The sequence below is a fragment of the Streptomyces sp. NBC_00539 genome (genome assembly GCF_036346105.1).
GTDB lineage: Bacteria > Actinomycetota > Actinomycetes > Streptomycetales > Streptomycetaceae > Streptomyces.
This window is the reverse complement of sequence record NZ_CP107811.1, coordinates 4,571,426-4,586,735: the sequence shown is the minus strand read 5'-3', so window position 1 is coordinate 4,586,735 and position 15,310 is coordinate 4,571,426. Positions and strand designations below refer to the sequence as shown.

General features: G+C 73.7%; 11 protein-coding genes. All 11 read left to right on the top strand.

Translation table 11 applies throughout. The features are described 5' to 3' along the window. Positions 1-24: 24 nt before the first annotated feature. Positions 25-1,359, top strand: a complete 1,335-nt coding sequence (locus tag OG861_RS20580; RefSeq protein ID WP_329195299.1) for an extracellular solute-binding protein — start codon at positions 25-27, stop codon at positions 1,357-1,359. 68 nt (positions 1,360-1,427) lie between these two features. Continuing rightward, the gene (locus OG861_RS20575) at positions 1,428-2,309 is read left to right on the top strand and encodes a carbohydrate ABC transporter permease (RefSeq protein WP_329202187.1); all 882 of its coding nucleotides are present in this window, start codon (positions 1,428-1,430) and stop codon (positions 2,307-2,309) included. Position 2,310: 1 nt separating this feature from the next. Then, positions 2,311-3,204: a carbohydrate ABC transporter permease gene (locus tag OG861_RS20570; RefSeq protein WP_329195300.1), complete on the top strand. Its 894-nt coding sequence runs from the start codon at positions 2,311-2,313 to the stop codon at positions 3,202-3,204. A gap of 5 nt (positions 3,205-3,209) precedes the next feature. Next, positions 3,210-4,526, top strand: a complete 1,317-nt coding sequence (locus OG861_RS20565) for a 6-phospho-beta-glucosidase (RefSeq protein ID WP_329195302.1) — start codon at positions 3,210-3,212, stop codon at positions 4,524-4,526. Further along, the gene (locus tag OG861_RS20560) at positions 4,517-5,563 is read left to right on the top strand and encodes an N-acetylglucosamine kinase (protein ID WP_329195304.1); all 1,047 of its coding nucleotides are present in this window, start codon (positions 4,517-4,519) and stop codon (positions 5,561-5,563) included. Before OG861_RS20565 ends, OG861_RS20560 begins: the two co-directional genes overlap by 10 nt. Before the next feature lie 245 nt (positions 5,564-5,808). Then, positions 5,809-7,239 carry a hypothetical protein gene (locus OG861_RS20555; protein WP_329195305.1) on the top strand — a complete coding sequence of 477 codons (1,431 nt, stop codon included), beginning with the start codon at positions 5,809-5,811 and terminating at the stop codon, positions 7,237-7,239. Between the two features lie 179 nt (positions 7,240-7,418). After that, the gene (locus OG861_RS20550; protein ID WP_329202189.1) at positions 7,419-8,354 is read left to right on the top strand and encodes a glutamate ABC transporter substrate-binding protein; all 936 of its coding nucleotides are present in this window, start codon (positions 7,419-7,421) and stop codon (positions 8,352-8,354) included. Between the two features lie 100 nt (positions 8,355-8,454). Further along, entirely contained in the window at positions 8,455-9,738 is a 1,284-nt protein-coding gene (locus OG861_RS20545; RefSeq protein ID WP_330261983.1) for a hypothetical protein, read from the top strand. Beyond that, positions 9,735-12,242 carry a serine/threonine-protein kinase gene (locus OG861_RS20540; RefSeq protein WP_329195307.1) on the top strand — a complete coding sequence of 836 codons (2,508 nt, stop codon included), beginning with the start codon at positions 9,735-9,737 and terminating at the stop codon, positions 12,240-12,242. The genes OG861_RS20545 and OG861_RS20540 overlap by 4 nt, the downstream gene beginning before the upstream one ends. A 3-nt stretch (positions 12,243-12,245) precedes the next feature. After that, a complete protein-coding gene (locus tag OG861_RS20535) occupies positions 12,246-13,952 on the top strand; it encodes a protein phosphatase 2C domain-containing protein (protein WP_330261834.1) in 1,707 nt (568 codons plus the stop codon). A 10-nt stretch (positions 13,953-13,962) separates the two neighbouring features. After that, complete coding sequence (locus tag OG861_RS20530) at positions 13,963-15,291, top strand: vWA domain-containing protein (protein ID WP_329195312.1); 1,329 nt, start codon at positions 13,963-13,965, stop codon at positions 15,289-15,291. Positions 15,292-15,310: the final 19 nt, after the last annotated feature.

Genomic DNA, 15,310 nt, shown 5'->3' with positions numbered 1-15,310 from the left:
TCACCCCAGAGAGCGAGCCCCGCCATGCCCAGATCCGGACGCCCCACTACCGCCGTCGCCGTCCTCGCGGCGCTGACCGCCCTCGCCACCGCCTGTACGGGCCAGAGCGGCGCCTCCGCCGACGACGACCCGAACGCGCAGGTCACGCTCACCTTCTGGCACGGCTGGTCCGCGCCGGGAGAGGTCAGGGCGATCGAGGAGAACATCGCCCGGTTCGAGCAGGCCCACCCGAACATCAAGGTCCGCGTCACCGCCAACATGACCGACGACAAGATCAACCAGGCGTTGCGCGCGGGCGGCGACAAGGCCCCCGACGTGGTCTCCTCCTTCACCACCGACAGCGTCGGCAAGTTCTGCAACTCGGGCGCCTTCGCGGACCTGAACCCCTTCCTCGAGAAGTCCGGCGTCGACAAGGCGAAGGTGTTCCCCAGGACGCTGCTGGAGTACACCCAGTACCGCGGCAACCAGTGCACCCTGCCGCTGCTCAGCGACGCCTACGGACTCGTCTACGACAAGAGCGCCTTCGCGGCGGCGGGGATCACCGAACCGCCCAAGACGTGGAGCCAGTTCACCGAGGACGCGCAGAAGCTCACGGTGGCGCGCGGCGACACCTACGACCGGCTCGGGGTGATGCCCACCTTCCACGGCTACGAGACGAAACCGACCCGGCTGGCCGCCCAGTGGGGCGGGACCTACTTCGACGCCCGGGGCAAGTCGAACCTGGCCGGGGACCCGGCCTTCGCGAAGATGCTGACCGCGCAGAAGGACCTCGTGGCCAAGCTCGGCGGCTACGAGAAGCTGGAGAAGTACCGCGCCACCTTCGGTGACGAGTGGAGCGCGGAACACCCCTTGCACACCGGCAAGGTCGCCATGCAGATCGACGGCGAGTGGCGTCCCGCGATGGCGAAGGAGGCCGGTGTCGCGTTCGAGATCGGCACCGCGCCGCTGCCCGTACCGGACGACCAGGTGGCCGACTACGGCAAGGGCTACGTCTCCGGCACGGTCATGGGCATCTCGGCGGCGAGCCGCAAACAGAACGCCGCCTGGGAACTGGTGAGGTACATGACCACCGACACCGACACGGTGGTGGCCTTCGCCAACGCCATCCACAACGTCCCCTCCACGCTGGAGGCACTGGCGTCGCCGAAGCTCCAGGTCACCCCGGAGTTCAAGACGTTCATCGACATCGCACGGCACCCCAAGTCCGCCACCACCCCGGCCCAGGCGGACGGCGGCACCTACCAGCTGACCTTCGAGGACTTCGCGTACGGCGTCGAGAAGGGCGACGTGGCCGACATCGGGGCCGGGCTCGCCCGCACCGACAAGCAGATAGACACCGACATCGCGAAGGCCGAGTAACCCCGGTGGCCTCCCCGTACACCGCGCGGGCGAAGCGGCGCCGTTCGGCGCTGCGCACCGCCGCCTTCATGTCGCCGTGGCTGATCGGGTTCGCGCTCTTCTTCGCCTACCCGCTGCTGTCCACCGTGTACTTCTCCTTCACCAAGTACGACGGCTTCCGCCCGCCCGTCCCGAGCGGCCTGCACAACTGGACGTACCTGTTCACCGACTATCCGCTGTTCTGGCCGGCGATGCGCAACACCCTGTGGCTGGTCGTGGTGATGGTCGGCTGCCGGGTCGTCTTCGGTCTCGGCACCGGGCTGCTCATCACGAAGATCAAGACGGCGCCCGGCCTCTTCCGGACCCTGTTCTACCTTCCCTACCTCGCTCCGCCGGTGGCCGCGACGCTGGCGTTCGTCTTCCTGCTCAACCCGGGCACGGGGCCGGCCGGGGTCCTGCTGGAAGGCGTCGGACTGCACTCGCCCGGCTGGTTCACCGACGCCGACTGGTCCAAGCCGGCGCTGACCGTGCTCGCGGTATGGGGCGTCGGCGACCTGATGGTCATCTTCATGGCCGCGCTGCTCGACGTACCGAAGGAGCAGTACGAGGCCGCCGAACTGGACGGGGCCGGTGCGTGGGCGCGGTTTCGCCACATCACCCTCCCGAACATCTCCCCGATCATCCTGTTCGCCGTGGTCACCGGGGTCATCCAGGCCATGCAGTACTACACGCAGCCGCTGGTCGCCGGGAAGGTGGCGGCCGGGGTGATCGGCGGCTCGGGCGAGCAGTTCGAGCCGGGCTACCCCGACAAGTCCACGCTGACCCTGCCGCAGGTCGTCTACAACCTGGGCTTCCAGCGCTTCGACTACGGCGCCGCGTGCGCGGCCGCCCTCGTCCTCTTCGCCCTCTCCATGGCGTTCACCGCGCTGCTGATGCGCCGCCGTGGCGGACTGATCGGATCAGGTGACTGACATGGCCGTGACCACGACGGCGACGGGCACCGCCCCCGCGCGGACCGCCCCCGCACCGCCTCGGCGCGCCCGGGGCGCGCTCGTGCACTGGGTGGCCGTGCACAGCCTGGGGGTGGCCGCCGCCCTGTTCTTCGTCCTCCCCTTCGTCTTCCTCTTCCTGACCTCCGTGATGGACGACCGGCAGGCGCTGACCCGCGACCTGTGGCCCCACACCTGGCAGTGGGGCAACTACTCCCGGGTGTGGCACACCCCCGGCTTCCTGACCTGGTGGCGCAACACGTTGCTGTACGCGGGAGTCGGCACACTGCTGACCGTGGTCTCCTCCGTGCCCGTCGCCTACGCGCTCGCCAAGTTCCGCTTCCGCGGGCGGCGGCTGTCGCTCCTGCTGGTGATCGCGATGATGATGCTGCCGCCGCAGGTGGTGGTCATCCCGATGTACCTGTTCTGGGCCGGGCAGCTGGACCTGTCCGGCACGCTGTGGCCGCTGATCATCCCCATGGCGTTCGGCGACGCGTTCTCGGTCTTCCTGCTGCGCCAGTTCCTGCTGACGATCCCCGACGAGTACCTGGACGCGGCCCGTGTCGACGGCTGCGGCGAGCTGCGCACGCTGCTGCGCGTCGTACTGCCGATGGCCAGGCCCGGGATCGCCGCCGTCGCGCTGTTCCAGTTCTTCTACGCCTGGAACGACTACTTCGGCCCGCAGATCTACGCCTCCGACAACCCCGCCGCCTGGACGCTCAGTTACGGCCTGGAGTCCTTCAAGGGGGCGCACCACACCAACTGGAACCTGACCATGGCGGCGACCGTGCTCGTCATGGCGCCGGTGATCGTCCTCTTCTTCTTCGCCCAGAAGGCGTTCGTCGAGGGAGTCACACTGACCGGAGTGAAAGGCTAGCGACGATGAAACTCGCAGTGGTGGGCGGCGGTTCCACCTACACCCCCGAGCTGATCGACGGCTTCGCGCGGTTGCGCGACACCCTGCCCGTCAGCGAACTGGTGCTGATCGATCCGGCCGAGGACCGGCTGGAGCTGGTCGGCGGCCTGGCCCGGCGGATCTTCGCCAGGCAGGACCATCCCGGCAAGATCACCACCACCGCCGATCTGGACGCGGGCGTCGCCGGCGCCGATGCGGTCCTCCTCCAGCTGCGGATCGGCGGACAGGCGGCCCGGCTCCGGGACGAGACGTGGCCGCTGGAGTGCGGCTGCCTCGGCCAGGAGACCACCGGTGCGGGCGGGCTCGCCAAGGCCCTGCGCACCGTCCCGGTCGTCCTCGACATCGCCGAACGGGTCCGGCGGGCCAGTCCCGACGCCTGGATCATCGACTTCACCAACCCGGTCGGGATCGTCACGCGGGCGCTGCTGGGGGCCGGGCACCGGGCGGTGGGGCTGTGCAACGTCGCCATCGGCCTGCAGAGGAAGTTCGCGGCGCTGCTGGGGGTCGACCCGTCCGGCATCCACCTCGACCACGTCGGCCTCAACCACCTCACGTGGGAGCTGGGCGTGCGCAAGGGCGGCCCCGACGGCGAGGACCTGCTGCCCGGGCTGCTCGCCGAGCACGGCGGGGCCATCGCCGCCGACCTGCGGCTGCCGCGGGCCGTGCTGGACCGGCTCGGCGTGGTGCCGTCGTACTACCTGCGCTACTTCTACGCGCACGACGAGGTGGTCCGGGAGCTCGGTGCGAAGCCCTCGCGGGCCGCCGAAGTCGCGGCGATGGAGCGGGAGCTGCTCGCCCTGTACGCCGACCCCGCACTGGACGAGAAGCCCGCCCTGCTGGCCCGGCGGGGCGGGGCGTTCTACTCGGAGGCGGCCGTGGACCTCGCGGCGGCCCTGCTGGGCGACGGCCGCGGCGCGTCCCCGGTGCAGGTCGTCAACACCCGCAACGCCGGGACCCTGCCGTTCCTGCCGGACGACGCCGTCATCGAGGTGCAGGCGCGCATCGACGGCGCGGGCGGATCGGGCGGCGCGGGCGGTTCCGGCGGCGCGGGCGGTTCGGGGCCGGTCCCGCTGGCGGTGCCCCGGCTGGACCCCCTGTACGCCGGGCTGATCTCCCACGTCACCGCGTACGAGGACCTCGCGCTGGACGCGGCGCTGCGCGGCGGCCGCGAGCGGGTCTTCCGGGCGCTGCTGGCGCACCCGCTGGTCGGGCAGTTCGACCTCGCCGAGGGCCTGACGGACCGGCTGCTCGCGCACAACAAGGAGTACCTGGCATGGGCCTGAACCCGGCCGCGCCGCGCGCCGCCCCGCTCGCGGCGCCGCCCGCTGCCGGCCCGCCCCCGGCCGCCGTGCTGGCCGTCGACGCCGGGAACAGCAAGACCGACGCGGCCCTCGTCAGCGCCGACGGCACGGTGCTCGGCACCGGCCGCTCCGGGGGCTTCCAGCCGCCCCGCACCGGGGTCGAGGCGGCCGTGGACGTGCTCGGGCAAGCCGTCGTGGAGGCGGCGGAGGCGGCCGGACTGCGTCCCGACGGCCCGTACGCGCAGCAGGTGTCGGCCTGCCTGGCCAACGCCGACCTGCCGGTGGAGGAACGGCGGCTCGCGGACGCGATCGGCGCCCGCGGCTGGGGCACGGCGACCGAGGTGCGCAACGACACCTTCGCCGTCCTGCGGGCCGGACTGACGGCGCCGGGAGCCCCGTACGGGGTCGCCGTGGTGTGCGGGGCCGGGATCAACTGCGTGGGAGTGGCCCCCGACGGCCGGACCGCACGGTTCCCGGCGCTCGGGCGGATCTCCGGCGACTGGGGCGGCGGTTCGGGTCTGGCCGCGGAGGTCCTGTGGTGGGCGGCGCGGGCCGAGGACGGACGCGGCGGCCCGACCGAGCTGGCCTCGGCGGTGCCGGGTCACTTCGGGTTCGCGAGGATGGCCGGCCTGATCGAGGCGTTGCACCTGGGCGCGGTGGCGTACGAGCGCACCCACGAGCTGGTGCCGGTGCTGTTCGCGGTGGCCGCGGCCGGCGATCCGGTGGCTTCGGCGATCGTGGAGCGCCAGGCCGGGGAGGTGGTGGCCATGGCGTCGGTGGCGCTGGCGCGGCTCGGGATGCTCGGCGAGGAGGTTCCCGTCCTGCTGGGCGGCGGGGTGCTCGCCGCCGGACATCCACAGCTGAACGGGGCGATCGAGTCGGGGCTGGCGGAAGCGGCCCCGCGGGCCCGGATCTCGGTGGTGGTGGCCCCGCCGGTACTGGGCGCGGGGCTGCTGGGGCTGGACGCGGTGGGGGCGCCGCCCGAGGCGTACGGCAAACTCCGTGCCCATTTCGGGTGAACCTGCCCACGGGGGCGGGCGGTGTGGAACCGTGACGGACGCCCGGACGTATTGACGGTGAAGGGGAGACGCGAGCGGCGGCGCAAGCGGTGACGGACGCGGCGGCGGCGCCGGACCGGGGGAAGGATCGTCAAGATCCGGTACCTCGTGCTGTAGTTGTCCGCCGATGCGGCCATACTGCTGCGACGGGTACTCCCGCGGTGACCGGACCGGGGGGCGCCCCGCCCGGCAGCCGGGGGGAAGTCATGACCGAGGGGGAGGTCACGGTGGCCATCACATCACGCGCGCCCGCGCCCGGCGGCGGTGTCTCCACGACGCCCGCCGCCGGACCGCCCGCGCAGCAGCCCGCACCGCCCGGGCCGCGCACCGCCTGGGCCGAGGGCGTCGAGCGGCTGCGCGCGGCCGCGACCACGGAGCCGGGCCGGCTGCGCATCATCGGGGCGGTACTCGCCGCCCTGGTGCTGCTGTTCGGCACGTCGGCGGTGTGGGAGGTCTCGGACCGGGTGACCGCCGCCGAGGACGTGGTGGGGCACAGCCAGCCGCTGAGCGCGGACGCGGCGAGCATCTACCGTTCCCTCGCGGACGCGGACACCGCGTCCTCCAGCGGTTTCCTCGCGGGCGCCCAGGAGCCGCGCGAAGTCCGCGAACGGTACGAGAAGGACATCGCGAACGCCTCCCGCCTGCTGGTGAACGCGGCCGCCAACACCGACGCCGGCGGGGACTCCCGCAAGGAGATAGCGCTGCTGGGTCAGCAGCTGCCGCGCTACACGGGCCTGATCGAGCAGGCGCGGGCCACCAACCGGCAGGGTCTGCCGCTCGGCGGCGCGTACCTGCGGTACGCCAACGAGCAGATGAGCACGGTGCTGCTGCCGGCCGCCCAGCGGCTCTACGAGGCGGAGACGGGCCGGCTCTACAAGGACTACGACGACGCCCGTTCCTGGCCGCCCGTCGCGACGCTCACCGGCCTGCTCGCGCTCGGCGCCCTGGTGTGGGCGCAGCGGCGCAACTACCGCCGGACCAACCGTGTCTTCAACCACGGCCTCGTCGCGGCGACGGCCGCCGCGGCGGTGGTGCTGCTGTGGCTGACCGTCGGACAGACACTGGCCCGGTCGGGGCTGAGTGAGGCCCGTTCCGGCGGGCAGGAGTCGCTCAAGGTGCTGAACGACGCGCGGATCGCCTCGCTCCAGGCGCGGGCCGGCGAGAACCTGACGCTGATCGCGCGCGGCGCCGTACTGGCCGAGGACAAGACGTCCGACAAGTACGACGTGGAGTTCACGAAGAACATGAAGGAGCTGGACTCGGGGCTGGCGACGGCACTGCGGCTGGCCGACGACAGCAGTGGCCGCCGGCCCGTCCAGCAGGCCCTCGACGGCGTGGCGCAGTGGAAGCAGCGGCACGCGGCGGCCCGGGAGACCGATATGCGCGGCGACTACGAGCTCGCGCTGCCGCAGGTCATCGGCGACAAGGACCACAAGGACAGCAGCGGGGCCTCCTTCGACACGGTGGACGCCTCCCTGGAGCAGGCCGTGGCCCACGAGCAGAAGCAGTTCACTCAGGCGGCCCGGGGCGGACTCGGGGCGCTGGGCGGTCTGGTGACGGGCTCGGCGGCCCTGGCGGTCGTCGGTGCGGCGGCCGCACTGCTCGGCATCGGTCGCAGGCTTTCGGAGTACAGGTGAGATCGATGCGGATACGCGCGGGACGGGACCAGGGGTACGGCGCCGACGGCAGCCCGGCCGGGGAGCCGGCGGGCTCCGCGGCCGGCCGGTCCGGGGCCGCCCCCGGGGCCGGCCGGTCCGGGGGCTCCGCGGCGCGGTGGCCCGTGCGCCGGCTGCGCGGCTGGGGCGGTGTCGGCGCGATGGCGGTCGCCTGTGCGCTGACCGCGGCGGCCGTGCTGCTGCCGCTGGCCCAGGCCGCTCCGGACGGCGTCGGGCCCGGCGCGGTCCGGCCGCCCGCCACGATGGCGTTGGCTCCGGCGACCCCGGCCGACACCTGCCAGGACCCCGAGGCCAGCCTGCGGCCGGGCGGGGTGGACGGCCCGGCGATCGAGCGGATCCGCAAGGCGGGCAAACTCGTCGCGGGCGTGGACCAGAACAGCTTCAAGTGGGGCTACCGCAAGCCGGACGGCCACCTCGACGGCTTCGACATCGCGCTGGTCAAGGCCATCGCCAAGGACATCCTGGGTGATGAGAACGCCGTCATCTACCGGGCCATCCCCACCAGCCAGCGCGTCCCCGCGCTCAAGGAGAACCGCGTCGACATCGTGGTGCGCACCATGACCATCAACTGCAAGCGGCTGGAGGACGTCGCCTTCTCCACGGCGTACTTCGAGGCCGGGCAGCAGGTCCTGGCGCCGAAGGGCTCCCCGATCACCGGCTACGACCCCTCGCTGAACGGCCGCAAGATCTGCACCGCCGCCGGTTCCACCGCGGAGACGGCCCTCAGGTCCCAGTCGTACGGCGCGGTCCCGGTCTCCGTGGCCAACCAGCTGGACTGCCTGGTCCGGCTCCAGCTGGGCGAGGTGGACGGCATCATCACCGACAACGCCCTCGCGGCGGGCCAGGCGGCGCAGGACCCGTCCGTGCAGCTGGTCGGCTCGCCCTTCACCCGCGAGTTCTACGGCGTCGCGATGAACAAGGACGCGGGCGACCTGGTGCGCCGCGTGAACAAGGTGCTGGAGAACTACCGCGCGGGCGGCAACGACAGTCCCTGGATGCAGGCCTACCGCACCCACCTGGAGGCCGTGCTGCCGAACGTCACCGCACCGCCCGCGCCCAAGTACCGGGACGGCTGAGGCCGTGGCCGGATCGGGATACGGATCGGGACCGCAGCCGTACGCGGGCGAGGAGAACGGGGAGAGCCGGGTGCGCCTTCCGCAGACGGGGCCGGCAGTGATGGACCGGGACGAGGTCGACCGCGCGCTGGCCCGCCTGGGCGCGGAGCACGAGGCCGTGGAGACCTCCCTGCTCGCGCTCCAGGACCACGCCGGGCGGCGGCTGCTGGAGGGCGCCGGGCTGACCGGGACCACCAAGGAGCGGTGGACGGCCGCCGACGCGGCCATCACCCGGCTGTGGACGTACTTCGACGCCTACAGCGGCGCTCTGGCCGCCGCCCGGCAGATCCGCGAACGGCGGCGCTGGCCCAGCCGCGAGGACCTCGCGGAACTGACCGACCGGCTGCGCGGGCCCGGTGTGGTGGTCGCCGGGGCAGGGGCCGAGGGGGCCGGGATCGCGGAGCGGTTCTCCCTCGCGGAGCTGGTGGTGCGGATGAACGAGCTGTACGCCGGCTCCCTGGACGTGGTGGTGGCCGCCGACGCGGTCTGGTCGGCGCTGCCCGCCCGGATCGACCTGCTCGCCGCCGAACTGCACCGGACCCGTTCGCTGGCGCGTTCGGTCGGCGTGCGCCCCGGTGAACATCCTTCGGGGGACGACCTGGAGGACATCACCGCAGAGCTGGCGCAGCTGCGGGAGCAGGTGATCGCGGACCCGCTGGCGTTCTGGGTCAGGGTGGCGGGGAGCTCCGCCCCGGGCGGCGGCCGTCCGGACACCACCCGGTACGACCGGGCTGCGCGCGCGCTGGACGACGTACGCCGTGAGATCGAGGCGGTGCTGGCGGTACGGCAGGACGCCGAGCAGCGGCTGATGGGCGTGCGGGACGTCCTCTCGCGGGCCGACCGGACCCTCGCGGAGGCGCGGACTGCGCGCGGCGAGGTGCTGGCGAAGATCGCCGCGTCGGAGGTTCCGGCGGTCAGCGGTCCGCCGACGGCGTTGCAGGAGCAGCTCGCGGCGGCGGCCGAGTACCGCCGTCAGGCGCAGTGGCACCGGCTGTCACCGCTGCTGGAGTCCCTGGAGGAACGCGCCGAGGACGAACTGCGCCGCGCCCGCGAGTCGCTGACGGCGGTGACGGCGCCGCTCGCGGTGCGGGCGGAGCTGCGGGGCCGGCTCGACGCGTACAAGGCGAAGGTCGCCCGGCACGGCATGGCGGAGGACCCGCTGCTGATGGAGCGCTACGACACGGCCCGGCGGATGCTGTGGAGCGCGCCGTGCGACCTGCGGGCCGCCGAGCAGGCCGTGCTGCGCTACCAGCGGGCGACGGCCGAGGCGCTGGCGCCGCAGTCGCAGCCCCAGCCGCAGGAGACGCCCCCCGCCGACGGCGGGGCGGAAAGGGAAGACGGATGAGCCTGATCGGAACCGCGTGCGTGCGCCCCGGCTGCCCGGGGTCGTACGAGGACATGGGGGGCGGGGAGGTCTACTGCGGCACCTGCGGGCTGGCGCCGGTCGGCGCCGTGTCGGCGGGTGCGGAGGAACTGGTGTCGCCGCCCACCGGCATGACCAGCGCCGCGCGGCACGGTGATTCCCGGGGCTCGGGGCGCTCCTCGTCCGCGTCGGCCGGCTCCTCCCGGTCGGCGCGTTCCTCGCGTTCGTCCTCGTCGCGGCGTTCGGTGTCGGGGCGGCTGTCGCGTTCGCTGCCGGGGACGGCGTCCAGCCGTTCGGTGTCGGTGCGCAGTTCGGGTTCGGCCGGCTCGTCTTCGGGGCGCGGCCGTCTGGGGGCCGGTCTGGTCGACGTGCCGCAGGTGCCCCGGCCGGACCCGTCGGCGGCGGTACTGGAGAACCCCGAGGTCCCCGAGCGCAAGCGGTTCTGCTCCCGCTCGGACTGCGGGGCCCCGGTGGGGCGGGCGCGCGGCGACCGGCCGGGCAGGACGGAGGGGTTCTGCACCAAGTGCGGGCACCCGTACTCCTTCGTGCCCAAGCTGAACGCGGGCGACGTGGTGCGCGGGCAGTACGAGGTGGCGGGCTGCCTGGCCCACGGCGGCCTCGGCTGGGTGTACCTGGCGGTGGACAAGGCGGTCTCGGACCGCTGGGTGGTGCTCAAGGGCCTGCTGGACACCGGGGACCAGGACGCGATGGAGGCGGCGATCTCCGAGCGGCGCTTCCTCGCGGAGATCGAGCACTCCAACATCGTGCGGATCTACAACTTCGTGGAGCACCTGGACCAGCGGACCGGTTCGCTGGACGGGTACATCGTCATGGAGTACGTCGGCGGCAAGTCGCTCAAGGAGATCGCCAACGAGCGGCGTCGGCCGGACGGCAGGCGCGACCCGCTGCCGGTCGAGCAGGCGTGCGCGTACGGCATCGAGGCGCTGGAGGCGCTCGGTCACCTGCACAGCAGGAACCTGCTGTACTGCGACTTCAAGGTCGACAACGCGATCCAGCAGCAGGACCAGCTCAAGCTCATCGACATGGGCGCGGTGCGGCGGATGGACGACGAGGAGTCGGCCATCTACGGCACGGTGGGCTACCAGGCGCCGGAGGTGGCGGAACTGGGTCCCTCGGTGGCGTCGGACCTGTACACGGTGGCGCGCACCCTGGCGGTGCTGACCTTCGACTTCCAGGGCTACACGAACGTGTTCGTGGATTCGCTGCCGGACCCCGAGCACATCGAGGTGTTCCGGCGGTACGAGTCGTTCTACCGGCTGCTGGTACGGGCCACGGACCCGGATCCCGGCCGCAGGTTCGCGTCCGCGCAGGAGATGGCGGACCAGTTGACGGGCGTGCTGCGGGAGGTCGTGGCGCTCCAGACGGGGCGGCCGCGCCCCCAGCTTTCGACGCTGTTCGGGCCGGAACTGCGGGTGCCGGACACCCGGTTGTACGCAGACGAGGCGGGTACCGCCGCCGGGGCCGGCGCGGTGGTCCCGGCGCAGCGGCGGAGCGGGGCGGTGAACCGGGCCGTCCCGGCCGGCCCCGCTCCGCGCGGCGGGCCGGCGGAGCCGGACGCCCGGGGTACGGCGCTGGCGCTCCCGGTTCCGCTGGTGGATGCGGCCGACGCCAACGCCGGGTTCCTCGCCGGACTGCTCACCGCCGCGCCCACCGACCTCCTCGGGGCGCTGGGCTCGGCGCCGGCCGACTCCGCCGAACTGCGGCTGCGGGAGCTGCGGGCCCGGCTGGAGCTGGGCGAACTCGCGGTGGCGGGGGCGGCGCTGGCCGAGCTGGAGGCCCGGCACCCCGACGACTGGCGGGTGGTGTGGGCGCGCGGCATCGCCTCCCTGGCCACCGGGGACGACGAGGTGGCCGCCCTGTCCTTCGACGCCGTCTACGACGCCTTCCCCGGCGAGCCCGCGCCGAAGCTGGCGCTGGGGCTGTGCGCGGAGGTCCTGGGGCAGTTGGACAACGCCGCCGAGTACTACCGGCTCGTCTGGATCACCGATCCCGGCTTCGTGAGCGCGGCGTTCGGGCTGGCGCGGGTGCAGCTCGCGTCCGGCGACCGGGCGGGGGCGGTGCGGACGCTGGAGTCGGTCCCGGAGGTGTCGATCCACTACACCGCCGCCCGGGTGGCGGCCGTACGGGCACGCCTGCGCGACCGGTCACCGGAAGAGCCGTTGCTGCCCGACCTGGTGGCGGCTGCCGCGCAGGTGGAGGCGCTGGGGCGGTTCGGGCTGGACTCGGTGCGCAGGGAACGGCTGTCGGTGGAGGTTCTGGGCTCGGCCCTGGACTGGGTACTGTCGGGTAGCCGGGGTGCCGACCCCGGCCGGACCTCGCTGCTCGGCAGTCAACTGGACGAGCGGGGGCTGCGCTTCGGCCTGGAGCGCTCGTACCGCGTCCTCGCTCGGCTGGCGCAGCGGGGCGAGGAGAGGATCGAACTGGTGGAGCGGGCTAACCGTTTCCGTCCCCGGACGTGGGTGTGATTGATGTCGATGCATCGGCTGTCGGGCTGCCCCGGCTGTGCGGAGCCCCTGGAAGAGGCTGACCGTTTCTGCGGCGTCTGCGGCCACCCGGTCCCCGCCGGCCCCGACGCAGGGCCGCCCGGCGGGGCGGCGCCCTCCGGGGCGGACGGGGACGCCTCCCCGGCCCCGGGCCCGTCCGGCGCCGAGTCCCCCCGCGCCCCGGCGCCTTGGGACCCCGGCGCTCCGGACGCCTACCAGACCCCCGCCCCGGCCGGCCCCGGTGGGCCGGACGCCGCCCCGGGCGGCGGTCCCGGATACCCCGGGGACGACCGGGAGCGGAGCGAGTACGGGTCCGCCGGGGAGTACGCCGCCCGGGCGGTACCGTCGCCGCCCACCGTCAGGGGCCGGCCCTACGACCCCGAACCGGCCGCGCCCGCAGGCGGGTACGGCTCCGGTGTGCCCGCGCCCGGATGGGGCAGTGTGACCAGCGCCGCCCCGACGCTGGTCGACGACGCCGGCGACTGGTCCGCCGCCCCGGCCGACCCGGCCCCGGCCGCCGCCTGGCAATCGGGCCCCGCCCAGGAGCACCCGTACGGCAACCCACAGGGCACCGGCCCCGCACAGGAACCCCCGTACGGCACAGCCCACGAACCCCCGTACGGCACCGCGCAGGGGTCACCGCACGGTGACACGGCCTCCGGGCCCGGCGAGGGCGGCCCCTGGCAGTCAGGCCCCGCCCAAGAACCCCCGTACAGCACCCCGCAGGAGCCACCGCAGGAGGCCGGGGCCGCACCGGGCGACGGGAAGACCTGCGTCGCGTGCCGGGCCGGGCGGGTGGACACCGACGGGTACTGCGAGCACTGCGGGCACGCGCAACCGCGGGAGCGGGACCACCTCGAAGAGGAGCTCGGGAGCGTCGCCGCCGTCAGCGACCGGGGGCTGCGCCACCACCGCAACGAGGACTCCTTCGCGGTGGCCGCCACCGCCCTCCCCGACGGCTCCGCCGCCACCGTGGCCATCGTCTGCGACGGCGTCTCCTCCGCCAGCCGCCCCGACGAGGCCTCCGCCGCGGCCGCCGGCGCCGCCAACGAGGCGCTGCTCGAAGCCCTCCCCCGCGGCGCCCACCCGCAGGAGGCCATGCACGACGCGATCCTCGCCGCCGCGGCCGCCGTGAACGCGCTCGCGCCGGAGGTACCCGGCGCCCAGAACGCCCCCGCCTGCACCCTCGTCGGCGCCGTCGTCAGCGGCGGCGTGCTCACCATCGGCTGGGTCGGTGACAGCCGCGCCTACTGGGTGCCCGACGACCGTGCGGCACTCCCCCGCCGCCTCACCGAGGACGACTCCTGGGCCGCCCAGATGGTCGCGGCCGGCCTGATGGGCGAGGCCGAGGCGTACGCGGACGTCCGCGCCCACGCCATCACCGGCTGGCTCGGCGCCGACGCGTACGACCTCGAACCGCACACCGCCAGCTTCAAGCCGGACCACCCCGGCGTCGTCGTCGTCTGCACGGACGGCCTGTGGAACTACGCCGAGTCCGCACGGGAGATGGCCGAGGTCCTTCCCCCCGACGCGGCGTTCCGCCCCCTGCACAGCGCGCAGGTCCTGGTGGGGCACGCCCTCGACGGGGGCGGCCACGACAACATCACCGTGGCCGTCGTCCCCTTCGCCGCCGCCCCGCCGCGGCCCCCCGTCCACGCCGAAACGGAACCGGAAACGGAACCGACCTCCTAGGAGTCCACCGATGGCGAACTTCGCCAAGCCGAGCGCCCCGCGCTTCAGCGTGGAGGTGTACCAGAACGAGTTCCTGCCCGAGGGCGGCCGCGACGTCCACGCCATCGTCACGGTCACCTCCACCGGGGGCGCCACCGCCGCCCGCCCCGCCGCCCTCGCGCCCGGCGGCGCGGCCGTCGTGATCATGCTCGACTGCTCGGGATCGATGGACCACCCGCCGGCCAAGATGCGCGGCGCCCGCGAGGCCACGGCCGCCGCCATCGACACGCTGCGCGACGGCACCTCGTTCGCGGTGATCGCCGGTACCCACGTGGCCCGCGAGGTCTACCCGGGCCAAGGCCGTCTCGCCACCGCCGACCCCGCCACCCGCGCCCAGGCCAAGGAGGCGCTGCGCGGCCTCGGTGCCGGCGGCGGCACCGCCATCGGCACCTGGCTGCGCCTCGCCGACGGCCTGCTGCGCGGGTCGACGGCCACCATCCGGCACGGGATCCTGCTCACCGACGGCCGCAACGAGCACGAGGAGCCCGCCGTGCTGCGCGCCACGCTCGACGCCTGCGCGGGCCGCTTCACCTGCGACGCGCGCGGTGTCGGCACCGACTGGGAGGTGAAGGACGTCACGGACATCGCGGGCGCGCTGCTCGGCTCCGCCGACATCGTGGCCGATCCCGCCCACCTGAGCGAGGACTTCACGCGCATGATGGAGAACGTCATGGGCAAGGAGGTGGCGGACGTCTCGCTGCGCCTGTGGACGCCGGTCGGCGCGGAGATCCAGTACGTCAAGCAGGTCGCGCCCGCCGTCCAGGACCTCACCGGCCGCCGCACCGAAGCCGGTCCGCGCGCGGGCGACTACCCGACCGGTTCGTGGGGCGACGAGTCCCGCGAGTACCACGTGTGCGTACGGGTGCCGGGTGCGTCCGTCGGCCAGGAGATGCTGGCCGCGCGGGCCATGCTGGTGATGCCCCAGGGCGCCGGTGAGCCGCCGGCCACGCTCGCCCAGGGCCTGGTCCGGGCGGTGTGGACGGACGACCTCGCCTCCTCCACCGCCATCAGCCCGCAGGTGGCGCACTACACGGGACAGGCGGAGCTGGCGCAGGCCATCCAGCAGGGGCTGGAGGCCCGCAAACTGGGCGATGTCGACGGCGCGACCGCCAAGCTGGGGCGCGCCGTGCAGCTGGCGAGCGCCTCCGGGAACGCCGACACCGCCAGGCTTCTGGCGAAGGTGGTGGATGTCGTGGATGCGGCGGCGGGTACTGTGCGGCTGAAAGCGAAGGTCGCCGATGCCGACGAGATGACCCTTGAAACGCGTTCGACGCAGACCGTCCGAGTGAAGAAGACCTGAGAAGAACCTGACGCGATGA

What these genes read in the sequence shown, in the direction of transcription:
- OG861_RS20545 (WP_330261983.1), top strand. Translation starts at nt 8,455, where the DNA reads ATGGACCGGGACGAGGTCGACCGCGCGCTGGCCCGCCTGGGCGCGGAG.
- OG861_RS20560 (WP_329195304.1), top strand. Translation starts at nt 4,517, where the DNA reads ATGGGCCTGAACCCGGCCGCGCCGCGCGCCGCCCCGCTCGCGGCGCCG.
- OG861_RS20535 (WP_330261834.1), top strand. Translation starts at nt 12,246, where the DNA reads ATGTCGATGCATCGGCTGTCGGGCTGCCCCGGCTGTGCGGAGCCCCTG.
- OG861_RS20575 (WP_329202187.1), top strand. Translation starts at nt 1,428, where the DNA reads ATGTCGCCGTGGCTGATCGGGTTCGCGCTCTTCTTCGCCTACCCGCTG.
- OG861_RS20580 (WP_329195299.1), top strand. Translation starts at nt 25, where the DNA reads ATGCCCAGATCCGGACGCCCCACTACCGCCGTCGCCGTCCTCGCGGCG.
- OG861_RS20555 (WP_329195305.1), top strand. Translation starts at nt 5,809, where the DNA reads ATGACCGAGGGGGAGGTCACGGTGGCCATCACATCACGCGCGCCCGCG.
- OG861_RS20540 (WP_329195307.1), top strand. Translation starts at nt 9,735, where the DNA reads ATGAGCCTGATCGGAACCGCGTGCGTGCGCCCCGGCTGCCCGGGGTCG.
- OG861_RS20530 (WP_329195312.1), top strand. Translation starts at nt 13,963, where the DNA reads ATGGCGAACTTCGCCAAGCCGAGCGCCCCGCGCTTCAGCGTGGAGGTG.
- OG861_RS20570 (WP_329195300.1), top strand. Translation starts at nt 2,311, where the DNA reads ATGGCCGTGACCACGACGGCGACGGGCACCGCCCCCGCGCGGACCGCC.
- OG861_RS20565 (WP_329195302.1), top strand. Translation starts at nt 3,210, where the DNA reads ATGAAACTCGCAGTGGTGGGCGGCGGTTCCACCTACACCCCCGAGCTG.
- OG861_RS20550 (WP_329202189.1), top strand. Translation starts at nt 7,419, where the DNA reads ATGGCGGTCGCCTGTGCGCTGACCGCGGCGGCCGTGCTGCTGCCGCTG.